The sequence below is a fragment of the Nocardia sp. NPDC058633 genome (genome assembly GCF_042717045.1).
GTDB lineage: Bacteria > Actinomycetota > Actinomycetes > Mycobacteriales > Mycobacteriaceae > Nocardia.
In genome coordinates, this window is record NZ_JBHXRA010000006.1 from 159,959 (window position 1) to 173,071 (window position 13,113).

Below are 13,113 nucleotides of genomic sequence, written 5' to 3' on the forward strand. Positions count from 1 at the left end.
CCTATTCTGCGGCGGCGCAGGCGTTGGGGCACCTCGGCGGCGGTGTGACGATCAGTACCCGGCTTGACGCGGCGTGTTCTGGGCGGCCGAGCCGACCGAGCTGAGCATGGTGGTGATGCACAGCCCCACCACCAGGTTGATCGCCGCGGTCGCGATCTTGGCGTCGAGGTCGGCGACCAGCGTGAACGGCAGAATCACCGCGACGGCGGTGAGTAGCAGGCAGATCCAGGTGAAGAAGGTGAGCGGGCTCGGCATGGCCAGCAGCAGCACCATCAGCAGGGCCGTCGCCATCAGCGCGGCACCCGCGGCGGCGATGGCGTAGGACGTGGTGGAAACGGTGCCGTACGCGCCCGCGCCCTCCGGCGAGAGGATCGCGATGCCGAGCACTCCGCGGATCAGCATGATCGCGACAACCACCAGCAACGCGGCGACGACGGCCGTGCCGAGGCCACCCGCCCACAACTTGCCCACATTGACCTTGGGTTCCGGCTCACCCTGGCCGTGCGGATACTGCGGCTCACCCTGGCCGTAGGCGTACTGCGGCTGACCCTGGTGCTGGGGGTACTGCGGGTTGTCTGGTCCGTAGTTGTACCGGGGATCGGTCATAGTCCGACGGTACTAGTCGGTGCTGCCATCCGCGCGCGGAAACGGCCAGGGTGTCGAGATCTCCGTGCCAGCTAGCGTGGCGGGTATGACGGTGACCAGTACTCCCGCCCCGACCGCTCTCATCACCGGCGCCAGCCGTGGACTCGGCGCCGCGATCGCCCGCGAACTCGCGCCCACCCACGACCTGCTGCTGGGTGCCCGTTGCGCCGACTCGCTGAAGTCGATTCTCACGGAGCTGCCCGACGCGACCGGCTGGCCGGTGCCGCTCACCGACTACCCCGCCGCGGCCGCGGCCGCCGAGCAGATCGGCCGCCTCGATGTCCTGGTCCACAACGCGGGCATCGCCGATCTCGGTTCCGTCGCCGAGTCCTCGGTCGAGCAGTGGCGCGAGACTCTCGAGGTCAATCTGATCGCCGTCGCCGAGCTCACGCGGGTGTTGCTGCCCGCGCTGCGCGCCGCGAACGGGCACGTGGTGCTGATCAATTCCGGGGCGGGCCTGCGTGCCCATCCCGGCTGGGGCTCCTACGCGGCGAGCAAATTCGGGCTGCGCGCCTTCGCCGACGCGCTGCGGCAGGAAGAGCCGTCGCTGCGGGTGACCTCGTTGTTCCCCGGCCGCATCGACACCGATATGCAGCGGGCGATCGTCGCCGACGAGGGCCGTGAGTACCGGCCGGCGGAATTCCTCACCGTCGAAACGGTGGCCGGCGCGGTGCGAAACGCTGTCGACACCCCGCGCGACGGGCACCCGACCGAGATCGTGCTGCGACCCCGCTGAGCTGCGCCACTTCGCTTCTTCCGCGCGGCGGAGGTGGACGACCCGGACCCGACGACGCGACGCGATGTGAGGGTACGAGGGTGTGCCCCGACCCGCGCGATCCGATTCGGTAGGGTCGCCGGAGAGCCGCGTCCAGGGGTCGGCGTCGGCGTTCGCACAGAGATGTCCGCCGGTTCGAGTGCTCGATGGATTCGGTGGGTATCGTCCCGCTGATTTGATCGTGCTCTCGCCCGCGACGAGACGCACCCGGTTCGAGTAGGGGTTGGCAAGTGGACAGACGTCGAATGTTGGCGATGTTGGCCGCGGGTACCGCTGTGGCGCTGACCGGCTGCGCCAGAGCCGAGGGCGAGACCGTCGAGGCCGGTTCCGCCGGCGAGATCCCCGTCCCGCCCCCGTCCCCCGCGCAACCACTGCTCCCGCCCCCGCCGGGCGGCCCGAAGTCGATCATCGCCCCGAAACCCATCACCGCGCTCCCGGGCCAGGGACTTTCCATGGCTCTGACCGTCGATGACGGAGCCAGCCCCGAAGTCGTCGGCGCCTACGTGAAGTGGGCCGAGGACACCGGCGCCCGCTTCACTTTCTTCGTCACCGGCTACTACGAATCCTGGACCATCCACCGCGACGCGCTGCGCCCGCTGGTGGAATCGGGTCAGATCCAGCTCGGCAATCACACCTGGGACCACGCCGCCCTGACCAAGATCGGCACCACCGCGGTGGCCGACCAGCTCGGTCGCACGAAAACGTTCCTGCGCAACAACTTCGGCGTCGACGGCACCCCGTACTACCGCCCGCCGTTCGGCTATCACAACGCGACTGTCGACAAGGTCGCCGCCGACCTCGGCTACACCGTGCCCACCATGTGGTACGGCTCCCTCGCCGACTCGGGCCTCATCACCGAGGAGTACCTGATCGAGTGCGCTCACAAGTACTTCGCCGCCCAGTCGATCGTCATCGGCCACGCCAACTTCCCGCCGGTGACCCACTGCTACGGCCAACTGGTCGACATCATCAGGGAGCGCAATCTGGCCCTGGTCACCCTGAACGACGTGCTCGAGGTCCAAGCCTGACAACGGCCACCGGCGGTTCAGCGCCGCCGGTGGAACAGGCGATAGAGGTTGAGGTCATAGCCCCAGCCGAAGGACTTCGGAGTGAGAAACCGGGGGTCGTCGGGGTTCCAGACTCGGGCCTTGAATCGCGCCCAGGTCGGTCGACGCCAGTCGTAGGGCAGCCCGGCCGCGCGGCCCTGCGGCTCGGGCACCCGCTCGGATTTCGGTTCGGACATGTCGTTGCTCCTCGCGTCGTCGAGCGGGTGGGTCGGATCAGGGGACGATGTTGACCATCTTCCCCGGCACCACGATGATCTTGCGGGGCGCTCGACCTTCGAGCAGGGCGAGGACCTTCTCGTCGGCCAGGGCGGCGGCCTCGATCGACGCCGCATCGGCGTCGGCGGGGACCTGGATCCGGCTGCGGACCTTGCCCTTGACCTGGATCGGGTACTCGACCGAATCCGCGACCAGCAGTGCCGGATCGGCGGCCGGGAAGGGGCCGTGGGCCAGGGAAGTGCTGTGGCCCAGGCGTTCCCAGAGTTCTTCGGCGATGTGGGGTGCCAGCGGGGCGAGCATCAGCACCAGGGGTTCCACCGCGGCGCGGGGGGCACCGGTGGGGTAGTTCTTGGTGAGGTGGTTGGTGAGCTCGATCAGCTTGGCGCCGGCGGTGTTGTCGCGCAGGGCGGCCAGGTCGTCGTCGACGCCGGCGATGGTGCGGTGCACCAGGCGCAGGGTCTCGTCCGAGGGCGCGGCGTCGGTGGCCTTCACCGCACCGGTCTCTTCGTCGACCACCAGACGCCAGACGCGCTGCAGGAAGCGGTGCGCGCCGACGACGTCCTTGGTCGCCCACGGGCGTGAGGTGTCCAGCGGACCCATCGACATCTCGTAGAAGCGGAATGTGTCGGCACCGTAGAGGTCGCACATCTCGTCGGGCGAGATGGCGTTCTTCAGCGACTTGCCGATCTTGCCGTACTCCTGGAAGACCTCGATCTCGACGCCGTCGGCACCGGTCCAGAAGAACTTCGCGTCGCGTTCGACGATCTCGGCGGCGGGCACATACGCGCCACGGGAGTCGGTGTAGGCGTACCCCTGCACATAACCCTGGTTGTACAGGCGACGGTAGGGCTCGCTGCCCGACACATCGCCCAGGTCGAAGAGCACTTTCTGCCAGAACCGCGCGTACAGCAGGTGCAGCACCGCGTGCTCCACACCGCCGACATAGAGGTCGACACCGCCCGGGTCGTTCGGGCCGTGCTCCGCCGTGCGCGGACCCAACCAGTACTTCTCGTTCTCCTCGGCGCAGAACGTCTCGGCGTTGGTCGGGTCGGCGTAGCGCAGCTGGTACCACGACGATCCGGCCCAGTTGGGCATGACGTTGGTGTCGCGGCGGTACTGCTTGGGCCCGTCGCCCAGATCCAGTTCGACGTTCACCCAGTCGGTGGCCTTGGCCAGCGGCGGGGACGGCTCGGAGTTCGCGTCGTCGGCGTCGAAGGTGACCGGCGCGAAATCCTCCATCTCCGGAAGTTCCACGGGCAGCATGGATTCCGGCAGCGCGTGCGCCACGCCGTCGGCGTCGTAAACGATCGGGAACGGCTCGCCCCAGTACCGCTGCCGGGCGAACAGCCAGTCGCGCAGTTTGTACTGGACGGTGCCGGTGCCGTGACCCTCGGCTTCCAGGTGACCGATCATGGTCGCCTTGGCCTCGTCGACCGGAAGTCCGTTCAGGAAGCCGGAATTCACCAGCTCGCCGTCGCCGGAGTAGGCGGCTTCGCCGACGTCGCCACCGGCGATCACCTCGACGATCGGCAGGCCGAGCGTGGTCGCGAAGTCCCAGTCGCGGCCGTCGTGGCCGGGCACCGCCATGATGGCGCCGGTGCCGTAGCCGCTCAACACGTAGTCGGCGATGAAGATCGGCACCTGCTTGCCGTCGGCGGGGTTGCTCGCGTAGGAGCCGAGGAAGACGCCGGTCTTCTCCTTGTTCTCCTGACGTTCCAGATCCGATTTCGCCGCGATCGATTTGCGGTATGCGGCAACAGCTTCGGCGGGGGTGGCGCTGTCGTTGGTCCACCGGGCGTCCGTGTCGGCCGGCCACGCGCCCGCGGTCAGCTTGTCGACCAGCTCGTGCTCGGGGGACAGCACGACATACGTCGCGCCGAACAGGGTGTCGGGTCGGGTGGTGAACACCTCGATGGTCTCGCCGGCGGCGTCGAACCGCACCTGTGCGCCACGCGAGCGCCCGATCCAGTTGCGCTGCATGGACTTCACATTGTCGGGCCAGTCCAGCGTGTCCAGGTCGTCGACCAGGCGGTCGGAGTAGGAGGTGATGCGCATCATCCACTGCCACATGCGCTTACGGAACACGGGAAAGTTCCCGCGTTCGCTGCGGCCGTCGGCGGTGACCTCTTCGTTCGACAGCACCGTGCCCAGACCCGGGCACCAGTTGACGATCGAATCGGACTGGTAAACAAGCCGATAGGAGTCCACCAGCGCGCCACGCTCGGCGGCCGACATCGTGTTCCAGTCGCCGTCGGGAACCGGACGCGCGCCCGTGGCGAACTGCTCTTGCAGCTCGGCGATGGGCCGGGCGCGACCGGCTTCCTGGTCGTACCAGGAGTTGTAGATGCGCAGGAAGATCCACTGCGTCCACCGGTAGTACTCGGGGTCGGTGGTGGCGAACGAACGGCGCGGATCATGGCCCAGACCCAGCCGGTCGAGCTGACGCTGCATCGTCGCGATATTGGCCTCGGTGGTCACCCGTGGGTGCGCACCGGTCTGCACGGCGTACTGCTCGGCGGGCAGGCCGAAGGCGTCGTAGCCGAGCGCGTGCAGCACGTTGCGCCCGCGCATGCGGTGATAGCGGCCGAAGACGTCGGTGGCGATATAGCCGAGCGGGTGGCCGACGTGCAGGCCGGCGCCCGAGGGGAACGGGAACATGTCCTGGATGAACAGCTTGTCGGGCGGCGTCTCGCCGGCGAGCGGGCCCACCGGGTTGGGCGCGCTGAACGTGGCGCGCTCGGTCCAGTTCTGCTGCCAGCGTCGCTCGATCCGCCCAGCCAGCTCGGCGTTGTACCGGTGCTGAGGTACGTCAGTCTCGGTTGCACGAGTGTCCTGCACGGTCCTGCCTTCTTGTTCTCGCCGATCCCCGGTAAACATCGTCTAACAGCGTAGAACGTCGATGCCAGGATATTTCCATGGGCCGAGACAACGGTCCCGCCTCGACCGTGTGCGGTGGCCGCGACCGCGACGGCGGTACCGGACGGTCCGGCGCGGCGCTCGTCGTTGTGTGGGCGGTCACCTTCGGTGGGGAGCTCTCGATCGGCCCCGGCGCGGGTGCGCTAGCCTGCAGGAATGGTCGTCGTCGCTTCCCTGTTGTTCGCGCTGGCCGCGGTCGCCATCGTGACCGGCGTGCTCGGACTGCTCGGCAAACTGCCCCGCAATCGCTTCCTCGGTGTCACCACCGAAGCCGCGCTGCACAGCGACGACAATTTCCGGATCGCCAACCGCATCGCCGCCCCCACCTCTGTCGGCGCGGGCGCACTGCTGTTCGCCGGCGGCCTGGTCGTGCTGGTGGCCGGTGGTTTGGCTGGGCTCGGCGTGGCCGCGCTGGTCGCCGTGATCGCGATCTTCACCCTCGGCGCAGGCGCCAACGCCGCCGCCCGAACGGTCGAACCCCTCCTGCCTCCCGCCCCTGTCGGCGGCTGCGGCTCCTCCTGCGGTGGTTGCTCCCTGCGCGACACCTGCGCCCCCGCGAACTAACCCCTGGCGGCGGGTCCCGCGTTCCGGTACAACAGGAATCAGGATCTTCATCGGGGGAATCATGAAACTTGTCGGGGCGGGGCTCGTGCTCGCATTGATCGGGGCGATCACTACCAGCTATTCGACGATCGCGGGGATAGTCGTGCTCGTCGTCGCGGTGATCGTCTTCTTGGTCGGCTGCGTATTCGTCCGCCGCGATCTCGGCGGTTCACGCAAATCGAAGCGGTGGTGGGGCTCGTCCGCGGCCGGGACCGGCTGGTTGGGTGACGGCGGCGGTCAATCGCACGGCATCGGTGGTGGTGGCGGACACGGGGGTGGCTGTGGGGGCGGTAGCAGCGGCTGTGGGGGCGGCGGGGGCGGCGAATGATCGCTGGGCCGTAGAGGTAAGCAATCGGCATCGTCGGCATCCGGCGATGCGCATCTCGGGGGAGGAACCATGATCTTTGTCGTGGCGTTCATCGTCGCTGTTGTCGGGTTGTTGCTGGGGGGTGGCACGGGAGCTGTCCTGCTGGCGACCACCCTCGTGATGGTGCTGTTCGGGCTGGTCGTGCTCGGTGCCACACCAGAGGCCAAGACCGAACGGCACGCCGCCGCTGCGCGACGGGCGCGTCGGCGTGCGGTGTCGAGGCAGGCCGAGCGGACGACGAGCAAGCGTCCGTCGGCGGGTGCTCGGTCCAGCGGAGGCGGTAGTTCGGCGAGCAGTGATTTCCCGTCGACCAGCGGCGAATGACGGCAGCTGACACACACCGTCACCGAGCTTCGCGCGCGAACGGCGAAACACGGGTGCGTGGGCCGGGCTGCCCTGTGGGGCAAGGGATGTGGCGAGGTCGGGAGTGGCTTCGACTGCAGGTCGGCTGAAAGCCGATTGTAAGGACTCGCGATTACGGTCGCCTCGACAAGCTGGTCCAGCGAGGAGGGTCCCATGAGTATCGGCGACGTGATGGCAACGATTCTGATGTTTCTTGTCGGTGTGCTCGGCGTGGTCGGCATCGTGACGGTGCCGATCATGATCATCATGGCGATCGTCCAACAGGTGACAGATCCACAGGGGCGGCCGCAGCGGCGAGCGCGCATTGCCGCGAAGCGGCAGGCTCGGGAGTCGGCCCGTGCTCGTCAGCGCGGGCGCCGCTCGGGGGCGAGTAGCTGGAGCTCCGCTGATGGCGGCTGGTCCAGCGGCGGCAGTGTCAGCAGCGACAGCGGTAGCTGGTCGAGCAGTTGTGACTCCGGGTCGAGCAGCAGCTGTGGTGGTGGCAGCAGTAGCAGTTGCGGTGGTGGCAGTAGCTGCTGACCGGCAGCGCAGGGCTGAACCGGTGTCGGACCCGAAGCTCGTTCAGTGGAGGATTCTGGGTGGTTACGCATCGAAAGTCGCAGGAGGTAACCGATGGCCGCTACGGGTTCCGACCTTCGGGCGAGCAGGGTGTACTTGGCCGGGTCGGTGGTTCTACTGGTCGCGGGGCTGATCGGGGCGGCGTTCGGGTGGATGTTCATGGAGGCGCATCTCTTCGGCTCGCTGATGCTGTTCCTCATGGGTGTCACGCGGATCGTGCTCGGGTCCAAGCGCGGTGCGAGCGACAAGGCCGGTAAGGCCAAATGGATCGCCGCGGGTGGTGCCGGTGCCGGGTTCGCCGCTACCGGCGACGGCGGAAGTGGTGACGGCGGCAGCGGAGGTAGCTGCGGTGGAGGGAGTGGCGGCGGCGGTTGTGGTGGCGGTGGCGGGTGCTGAGCCGCGCAGGACCGGGACCTGGTGACGGACCAGATCCCGGTCGGTGCGCCGACTAGCGCAGGTCGACGAGGGCGGCGTGGACGGCGCGGCCTGCGGCGGGGTCACCGACCGCGATGCGGGCGCTACCGTCGGGGTAGGCCTTCGCCTTGATGCCGGCGCGCCGGAGCGCGGTGGCGACGCCCGGGCCGGGCAGATACAGGAAGTTCGCCGAGCTGCGCGGCACATCTATTCCGCAGCCACGCAGCGACATTCGGACGAGCTCGCGTTCACGATTGATGTGGTCGACACGATCGCGCAGTTCCGTGCCTGCGGCATAGGCGGCACGTACCGCGGCGACCGACGTGGTGGGGATTCCGAAGGGCAACTGCTGACGGCGGATTCGTTCGATCAGCTCTCCGTGGCCCACGCAGTAGCCGATCCGCAGTCCGGCCAAGCCGTAAGCCTTGGAGAAGGTGCGCAGGACGATCAGGTTCGGGTGCCGGCGCAGCAGTGTGTGAATGTCGAGACGGTCTGTCGGAGCGAGGAATTCGACGTAGGCCTCGTCGAGTAGTACCGGCACGCGCTGGGGAATCGCGGCAAGGAAGGATCCGACGGCCGCTGCGTCGAGGACGGTTCCGGTGGGATTGTGAGGGCGGCAGAGCACGATCAGGGCGGTGCGCCGGTTCACCGCGCGCCGCATCGCGGACAGGTCCTGATCGCCGCGGGGGGCGAGGGGGACCGGCACCAGTGTCATCCCGGCCATGTCGGCCATGATCGGGTAGCCGTCGAAGGTCGGTGTGCTGGTGAGTATTTCACCGCTGCCGAGCGCTCGCGTCACCTGCATTGCGACCCCGGTTGCTCCAGCGCCGACCACCACGTCGTCGGGCGAGACCCCGAGGTGGTCGGCGATGACTCGCGGCAGTTCCTCCGGAAGGAAGTCCGGATACCGATTGGCCTGGGTCAGTGCGAGATTCACCGCGGCCAGAACGGACGGCAGTGGTGGGAAGGGGTTCTCGCTGAGACCGAGGTCGAACAGCGTGGGAGTCGCTGTGGTGTGGAACCGCAGGGAGGGCAGCGTCGGTTCCACCAGCCGCACCGTCATCGCGCCGCGCCCCAGCGAACAGCCGCCGCGCCGGCGAAATCGCCCGCGTGTGCGAACGCCGACAGCAACACCACCGAACCGTTTCGCAATCGACCTGCCCGGTTCTCCACATCGAGCGTCACGGGAATGCCTGCGGCGAAAAGGTTTCCGCAGTGGTCGAACGTATCGGGATGACGTTCGGCAGGCAGCTCCAGTGCGTCGTGCCAGTTGCGCAGGAACAGCCGGTTCGGCTGGTTGGTGACGAAGGTGTCGATGTCGCTGCTCTTCACCCCGATCCGATCGCAGACCGCCAGCGCCACCTCGGGCACGAGCCGATTGCCGCGCGCGAACACCTTGGTGATCTTGGATTCGGAGAAGCTCACACACCCCTGGCCCTCGCCCGGTTCCCAGTACTTGCGTGGACCGTTCGTGGAAAAGTCCATGTCACCGGCGAATTCGGGATAGGTGCGGGTTTCGATGTCGAGGATCGGGCCCGAGTCGTCCTTTCGCAGCAGGCCGATTCCGCAACCGTCACCGGGCACCGGCGCCTGCGCCAGCTTGCGGATATCGGGCTGGGTGAACACCGGGCCCGCGCAGTTCTGCGCGGCGACGATCAGCGCGGTCTTGGCGTCGCTGGTGGCCATCATCATCCGGGCCATCGCCATCATCTGGACGAATGCCGCGCAGCCGCTGTTGTGGACGTCGAGCACCTGCGACGGACGAGCGCCCAGCCGCCGGGCCAGTTCGGGGCCCGCGCCGAGCACCGGATTGTCGGGCAGTTGGGTGTGGGTGATGATGATGTCGATCTCGGCGGCGAGACCGGCGCCGTGGCGTTCGCGCAGCGCCTCGAACGCCTTCTCGGCCATGTCGACGGCGGTTTCGTCGCGGCCGATGTGATGGCGGCCCGTCGGCGAACGGAACATCACGTTCTTCGCCATCCGCTCCGAACGGGAGAACTGGGTGAAGTAGTCGGTCGGGACGGGGTCGCCGGGCAGATAGCTCGCGACGTCGACCAGACTCACCTGCGGCATGTTCACTGCATCCACTCCGGCTTGATCGGCAGCCCGTTGGCCGCGCGGTATTCACAAATGGCTTTGAGGTTGTCCAGCTCGAGCTGGTGTCCGGCGGAGAACATCTCCCAGAAGTCGCCGACCCAGACGGGGCGCTTGGGCGGAGCTGTTTCGGGGTAGCCGTTCTCGTCGTAGAAGGGGTGCTTGCAGTTGACCCACGTCACCACCGAACCGGGCTTGTTGAACACCACCTGGGCGTCGACCACCCGCATCAGATAGATCATCCACAGGTGCTCGGACTGGTCCCACGCGCAGTGATAGTCGACGGTCATCGCGTCGGCATGGGCGACGGTGCGGGTGAAACACTTGGTCGCGTCGCCGAGGCGGTCGTAGGACAGCCACAGGCCGGGCTCGTCGGTTTCGACGAATCCGCGCAGGCTGTAGGTCCATTCCTCGAGCGAGCGGGTGTCGGCGAGGTATTCGTACACCTCGCGCGGCGGCGCGGCGATATAGGTCTGCACCGGGCAGTAGTCGCCGAAGATCTGGTCGTGTGGATACACCGAACGCAGCATGTCCATGATGATCGGCGTGGTGGTTTCCCGGTCGGAGTTCTCGATCCGGATGACGCCGGGTACCACCTCCTCGGGAATGTCGGACAGGGCGGGCAGGGCGCTGGTGGTCACGAGGTGCTCCTGGATGATTCGAGGGCGGACAGGAAGGGGAGGAACGGCGGTACTTCGTCGGGGTCGCAGAGGATTTCGAGGAACGAGGGCCCGTCGGCGGCGAAGCTGTGTTCCAGCGCGTCGGCCAGCCGGGCGGGGTCGGAGACGGTGCGGGCGGGTAGCCCGGGGAACATGGCCGCGATGCCCGCTCCCAGGTGCGACGGGTGAAAACGGTTGAAGCTGTATCGATCCCGGTAGTAGAGCTGTTCGCGGGTGACGCACATGGCGTGCGCGTTGTTGTTGAACACCACGAAGGTGATGGGCAGGTCGTGTTCGATCGCGGTGTGGATCTCCATGCCGTGCATGAAGAACGAGCCGTCGCCGGCGATGACGACGGTGTGGTGCGGGCCGTCGGGTGCGGAGCGGCGCGCGAAGGCGGAACCGATACCCGCGCCGAAGGCGTAACCCATTCCGCCCATCCCGAGTGCGACCGTGAAACGTCCGCGCTCGGGTACCCGTAGGTAATGCACCACCGAGGCTCCGGTGTTACCCGCGTCGGCGAAAATATCGGCGCCCTCGGGCAAGGCGTGCTGGATTGCCTCGACGACGGTGCGATAGCGCAGCCCGGGGCCCGCGGCTTCGGGGACCGTCATCGCGGTGAGCTCGGTGGAGCGTGCGCTCGTTGTCGAACCCGCGTCGATGCCTGCCAGCAGTGCGGTGATTGTTTCAGCCAGATCGGTGCTGGTGGCGTGGGTCGCCGCCGCCAGATAGGGCGGGAGCGCGCCGATGCTGAGTACCGGCAGGTCGGCGAGGGCGCTGTCGAGGCCGGCGCGGGCGGTGACCGGTAGGCGGGTGCCGATCAGTAGGCAGGCGCTCGCCGCGCCCAACGCCTCCACCAATTCGGCGTGACCCATGCTGCCCGCGACACCGCAGTAGCCGGGGCCCGTGTTGGAGTACACGTCCTTGGCGTCGGGGGCCAGGCCGATCGCGGCGTCGAGTGCGGCTACCAATTGGGCGAGTTCGGCACGGGTGTTGTCGCGAGCGACCTGATCACCGGCGATGATCACCACCTTGCCGATGCGCCGGGCGTCGGCCAGTGCGGCGGCGATGGTCTGCGCGGTGATCTCGGGCGCTTCGGCTCCGCTGTCGAGGCGCGCGGGGACCGGCGGCACTTGATCCGGCATCAGCTGCTGCTGAACATCTTTCGGGATCAGCAGCACCGCCGGTCCGCCGCTCTCCGCCGCGGCGATCGCCGCGGCGAGCTGAGCGGGCAGCTCGGCCGGATCGGTCACGCGAGCGCAGTACCTGCTGATCGTAGCGAACAGTGCTGCCGCGTCGATGGATTCGGCCGTGCCGCTCGAATCCTGGAATGCGCCGTGCCCTTCCAGGTTCGTCGGCGGCTGCCCGACCAAGGCCAGCACCGGCACCCGTGCGGTGAACGACTCGGCCAGTCCGGCAACAAGATTCATCGCCCCGCCACCGGAAGTGGCGGCCACGACGCCCATCGTGGCGGTGCTGCGCGCGTACCCGTCGGCCATCGTGGCGGCGGAGAACTCGTGCTTGGCGACGATGCCGGCCGGCGAACCCCCCGCGTCGAAGATCGCGTCGTACAGGTCTTCGATATTGGCGCCGTCGACGCCGAAGATCTGGGTGATTCCCCGGTCGGCTACCGTTCGTACCAGGTAGTCCACCACTCGGTACGGCATCGGCCCTCCTTCTCCGCGACGAAATCGGGCGGTCTGAGGACCGCTCTTACCGGGGACTACGAGGCGCGCGGACAGGGAGTTCAGAGGGTGGTCCAATACTCACCCTTGTGTGTACGTACACATATACGTATAGTGAGTTCATGCCCAACAAGACGATCTACGTTTCCGATGACGACCTCCCCGTGTTCCAGCGGGCGCAGGAGCTCGTCGGCGGCAACCTCTCCAGCACGGTGGTCGCCGCGCTCCGCAGGCTCATCGAGCTGCAAGAAGGCCGCGAGGCCGGCTTCGAGGAGATCACGCTGCAGGTGGGCCGCGACGCTGTTCGGCAGGTGCGCTTTCAGGGCTCGCTGCTGGGCGAATGGCGCGATGCCGACGACAAGCGGGCGCTGCACCAGGCGGTCTACCGCAGTCGCAAGGGCAAGCTCGTGCTCTACACGCACTCGGCGAAGTGGGAGGACTACCCGACCGGTGAAGCCGCCGGTGACATGAAGGAATGGAAGTACTGGCGCCGCATGTTCGGCATCGGCGCGCCGTGGGATTGGGGCGACTACGAGTACGAGATCCTCGACGGCTTGAAGGATCTGAAGGGCCGCGTCCCCGACAAGCTCTACCGCAAGGTCGAAGACATGACCGCGCATCCGCAGATCGAGGAACTCGATATCTGAGCGGTTCGCCGACAACCACATACCCAACCGAGCACCGCAGCCCCTGGGGGCTGTGTGGATCAAACATGCACGTATTCGCACTAGTGAATGAAATTCTCTGGAAA

General features: G+C 67.6%; 15 protein-coding genes. 7 read left to right on the forward strand and 8 right to left on the reverse strand.

Features of this window, described 5'->3' with window-relative positions; translation table 11 throughout:
* Positions 1 to 51: 51 nt before the first annotated feature.
* The gene (locus ACFWUR_RS09665) at positions 52 to 606 is read right to left on the reverse strand and encodes a DUF6069 family protein (protein ID WP_378904559.1); all 555 of its coding nucleotides are present in this window, start codon (positions 604 to 606) and stop codon (positions 52 to 54) included.
* An 85-nt stretch (positions 607 to 691) separates the two neighbouring features.
* Between ACFWUR_RS09665 and ACFWUR_RS09670 the strand changes: the two genes are divergently transcribed.
* Entirely contained in the window at positions 692 to 1,381 is a 690-nt protein-coding gene (locus ACFWUR_RS09670; protein WP_378904562.1) for an SDR family oxidoreductase, read from the forward strand.
* Between the two features lie 284 nt (positions 1,382 to 1,665).
* Positions 1,666 to 2,448 carry a polysaccharide deacetylase family protein gene (locus ACFWUR_RS09675; protein ID WP_378905023.1) on the forward strand — a complete coding sequence of 261 codons (783 nt, stop codon included), beginning with the start codon at positions 1,666 to 1,668 and terminating at the stop codon, positions 2,446 to 2,448.
* A gap of 17 nt (positions 2,449 to 2,465) precedes the next feature.
* Here ACFWUR_RS09675 and ACFWUR_RS09680 read toward each other — a convergent pair whose 3' ends face one another.
* Together ACFWUR_RS09680 and leuS are read right to left on the reverse strand one after the other, a co-directional pair.
* On the reverse strand, positions 2,466 to 2,663 hold the full coding sequence (locus tag ACFWUR_RS09680; protein ID WP_378904565.1) for a DUF5808 domain-containing protein: 198 nt from the start codon (positions 2,661 to 2,663) through the stop codon (positions 2,466 to 2,468).
* 37 nt (positions 2,664 to 2,700) lie between these two features.
* Positions 2,701 to 5,541 carry a leucine--tRNA ligase gene (gene leuS / locus ACFWUR_RS09685; RefSeq protein WP_378904568.1) on the reverse strand — a complete coding sequence of 947 codons (2,841 nt, stop codon included), beginning with the start codon at positions 5,539 to 5,541 and terminating at the stop codon, positions 2,701 to 2,703.
* Between the two features lie 234 nt (positions 5,542 to 5,775).
* Between leuS and ACFWUR_RS09690 the strand changes: the two genes are divergently transcribed.
* The 3 genes from ACFWUR_RS09690 (at position 5,776) to ACFWUR_RS09700 (ending at position 6,913) form a co-directional block, all read left to right on the forward strand.
* Positions 5,776 to 6,183, forward strand: a complete 408-nt coding sequence (locus tag ACFWUR_RS09690; protein WP_378904571.1) for an SdpI family protein — start codon at positions 5,776 to 5,778, stop codon at positions 6,181 to 6,183.
* A gap of 61 nt (positions 6,184 to 6,244) precedes the next feature.
* Positions 6,245 to 6,550, forward strand: coding sequence for a hypothetical protein (locus tag ACFWUR_RS09695; RefSeq protein ID WP_378904574.1), 306 nt, complete (start codon positions 6,245 to 6,247; stop codon positions 6,548 to 6,550).
* Between the two features lie 69 nt (positions 6,551 to 6,619).
* Positions 6,620 to 6,913, forward strand: a complete 294-nt coding sequence (locus tag ACFWUR_RS09700; RefSeq protein ID WP_378904577.1) for a hypothetical protein — start codon at positions 6,620 to 6,622, stop codon at positions 6,911 to 6,913.
* 383 nt (positions 6,914 to 7,296) lie between these two features.
* Here ACFWUR_RS09700 and ACFWUR_RS09705 read toward each other — a convergent pair whose 3' ends face one another.
* Positions 7,297 to 7,671 carry a hypothetical protein gene (locus ACFWUR_RS09705; protein WP_378904580.1) on the reverse strand — a complete coding sequence of 125 codons (375 nt, stop codon included), beginning with the start codon at positions 7,669 to 7,671 and terminating at the stop codon, positions 7,297 to 7,299.
* On the opposite strand from ACFWUR_RS09705, the gene ACFWUR_RS09710 reads away from it, so the two are divergent.
* Entirely contained in the window at positions 7,670 to 7,906 is a 237-nt protein-coding gene (locus ACFWUR_RS09710) for a hypothetical protein (protein WP_378904583.1), read from the forward strand. The two genes, ACFWUR_RS09705 and ACFWUR_RS09710, sit on opposite strands and share 2 nt — an antisense overlap.
* 52 nt (positions 7,907 to 7,958) lie before the next feature.
* On the opposite strand, the gene ACFWUR_RS09715 is transcribed toward ACFWUR_RS09710, so the two are convergent.
* From ACFWUR_RS09715 to ACFWUR_RS09730, 4 genes are read right to left on the reverse strand one after another with little or no spacing between them, the layout of a single operon-like run.
* Entirely contained in the window at positions 7,959 to 8,987 is a 1,029-nt protein-coding gene (locus ACFWUR_RS09715; RefSeq protein WP_378904586.1) for an aminotransferase class I/II-fold pyridoxal phosphate-dependent enzyme, read from the reverse strand.
* Positions 8,984 to 9,997: a 3-oxoacyl-ACP synthase III family protein gene (locus ACFWUR_RS09720; RefSeq protein WP_378905026.1), complete on the reverse strand. Its 1,014-nt coding sequence runs from the start codon at positions 9,995 to 9,997 to the stop codon at positions 8,984 to 8,986. Before ACFWUR_RS09720 ends, ACFWUR_RS09715 begins: the two co-directional genes overlap by 4 nt.
* A gap of 2 nt (positions 9,998 to 9,999) precedes the next feature.
* Positions 10,000 to 10,659 (reverse strand): SRPBCC family protein, encoded by a 660-nt coding sequence (locus ACFWUR_RS09725; RefSeq protein WP_378904589.1) that lies wholly within the window; start codon positions 10,657 to 10,659, stop codon positions 10,000 to 10,002.
* Positions 10,656 to 12,344 (reverse strand): thiamine pyrophosphate-binding protein, encoded by a 1,689-nt coding sequence (locus tag ACFWUR_RS09730; protein ID WP_378904592.1) that lies wholly within the window; start codon positions 12,342 to 12,344, stop codon positions 10,656 to 10,658. Before ACFWUR_RS09730 ends, ACFWUR_RS09725 begins: the two co-directional genes overlap by 4 nt.
* A gap of 140 nt (positions 12,345 to 12,484) precedes the next feature.
* Between ACFWUR_RS09730 and ACFWUR_RS09735 the strand changes: the two genes are divergently transcribed.
* Positions 12,485 to 13,009, forward strand: coding sequence for an EXLDI protein (locus tag ACFWUR_RS09735; protein ID WP_378904595.1), 525 nt, complete (start codon positions 12,485 to 12,487; stop codon positions 13,007 to 13,009).
* Positions 13,010 to 13,113: the final 104 nt, after the last annotated feature.

What these genes read in the sequence shown, in the direction of transcription:
- ACFWUR_RS09690 (WP_378904571.1), top strand. Translation starts at nt 5,776, where the DNA reads ATGGTCGTCGTCGCTTCCCTGTTGTTCGCGCTGGCCGCGGTCGCCATC.
- ACFWUR_RS09710 (WP_378904583.1), top strand. Translation starts at nt 7,670, where the DNA reads ATGGAGGCGCATCTCTTCGGCTCGCTGATGCTGTTCCTCATGGGTGTC.
- ACFWUR_RS09720 (WP_378905026.1), bottom strand. Translation starts at nt 9,997, where the DNA reads ATGCCGCAGGTGAGTCTGGTCGACGTCGCGAGCTATCTGCCCGGCGAC.
- ACFWUR_RS09680 (WP_378904565.1), bottom strand. Translation starts at nt 2,663, where the DNA reads ATGTCCGAACCGAAATCCGAGCGGGTGCCCGAGCCGCAGGGCCGCGCG.
- ACFWUR_RS09735 (WP_378904595.1), top strand. Translation starts at nt 12,485, where the DNA reads ATGCCCAACAAGACGATCTACGTTTCCGATGACGACCTCCCCGTGTTC.
- ACFWUR_RS09670 (WP_378904562.1), top strand. Translation starts at nt 692, where the DNA reads ATGACGGTGACCAGTACTCCCGCCCCGACCGCTCTCATCACCGGCGCC.
- ACFWUR_RS09665 (WP_378904559.1), bottom strand. Translation starts at nt 606, where the DNA reads ATGACCGATCCCCGGTACAACTACGGACCAGACAACCCGCAGTACCCC.
- ACFWUR_RS09700 (WP_378904577.1), top strand. Translation starts at nt 6,620, where the DNA reads ATGATCTTTGTCGTGGCGTTCATCGTCGCTGTTGTCGGGTTGTTGCTG.
- ACFWUR_RS09715 (WP_378904586.1), bottom strand. Translation starts at nt 8,987, where the DNA reads ATGACGGTGCGGCTGGTGGAACCGACGCTGCCCTCCCTGCGGTTCCAC.
- ACFWUR_RS09695 (WP_378904574.1), top strand. Translation starts at nt 6,245, where the DNA reads ATGAAACTTGTCGGGGCGGGGCTCGTGCTCGCATTGATCGGGGCGATC.
- ACFWUR_RS09730 (WP_378904592.1), bottom strand. Translation starts at nt 12,344, where the DNA reads ATGCCGTACCGAGTGGTGGACTACCTGGTACGAACGGTAGCCGACCGG.
- ACFWUR_RS09705 (WP_378904580.1), bottom strand. Translation starts at nt 7,671, where the DNA reads ATGAACATCCACCCGAACGCCGCCCCGATCAGCCCCGCGACCAGTAGA.
- ACFWUR_RS09675 (WP_378905023.1), top strand. Translation starts at nt 1,666, where the DNA reads ATGTTGGCGATGTTGGCCGCGGGTACCGCTGTGGCGCTGACCGGCTGC.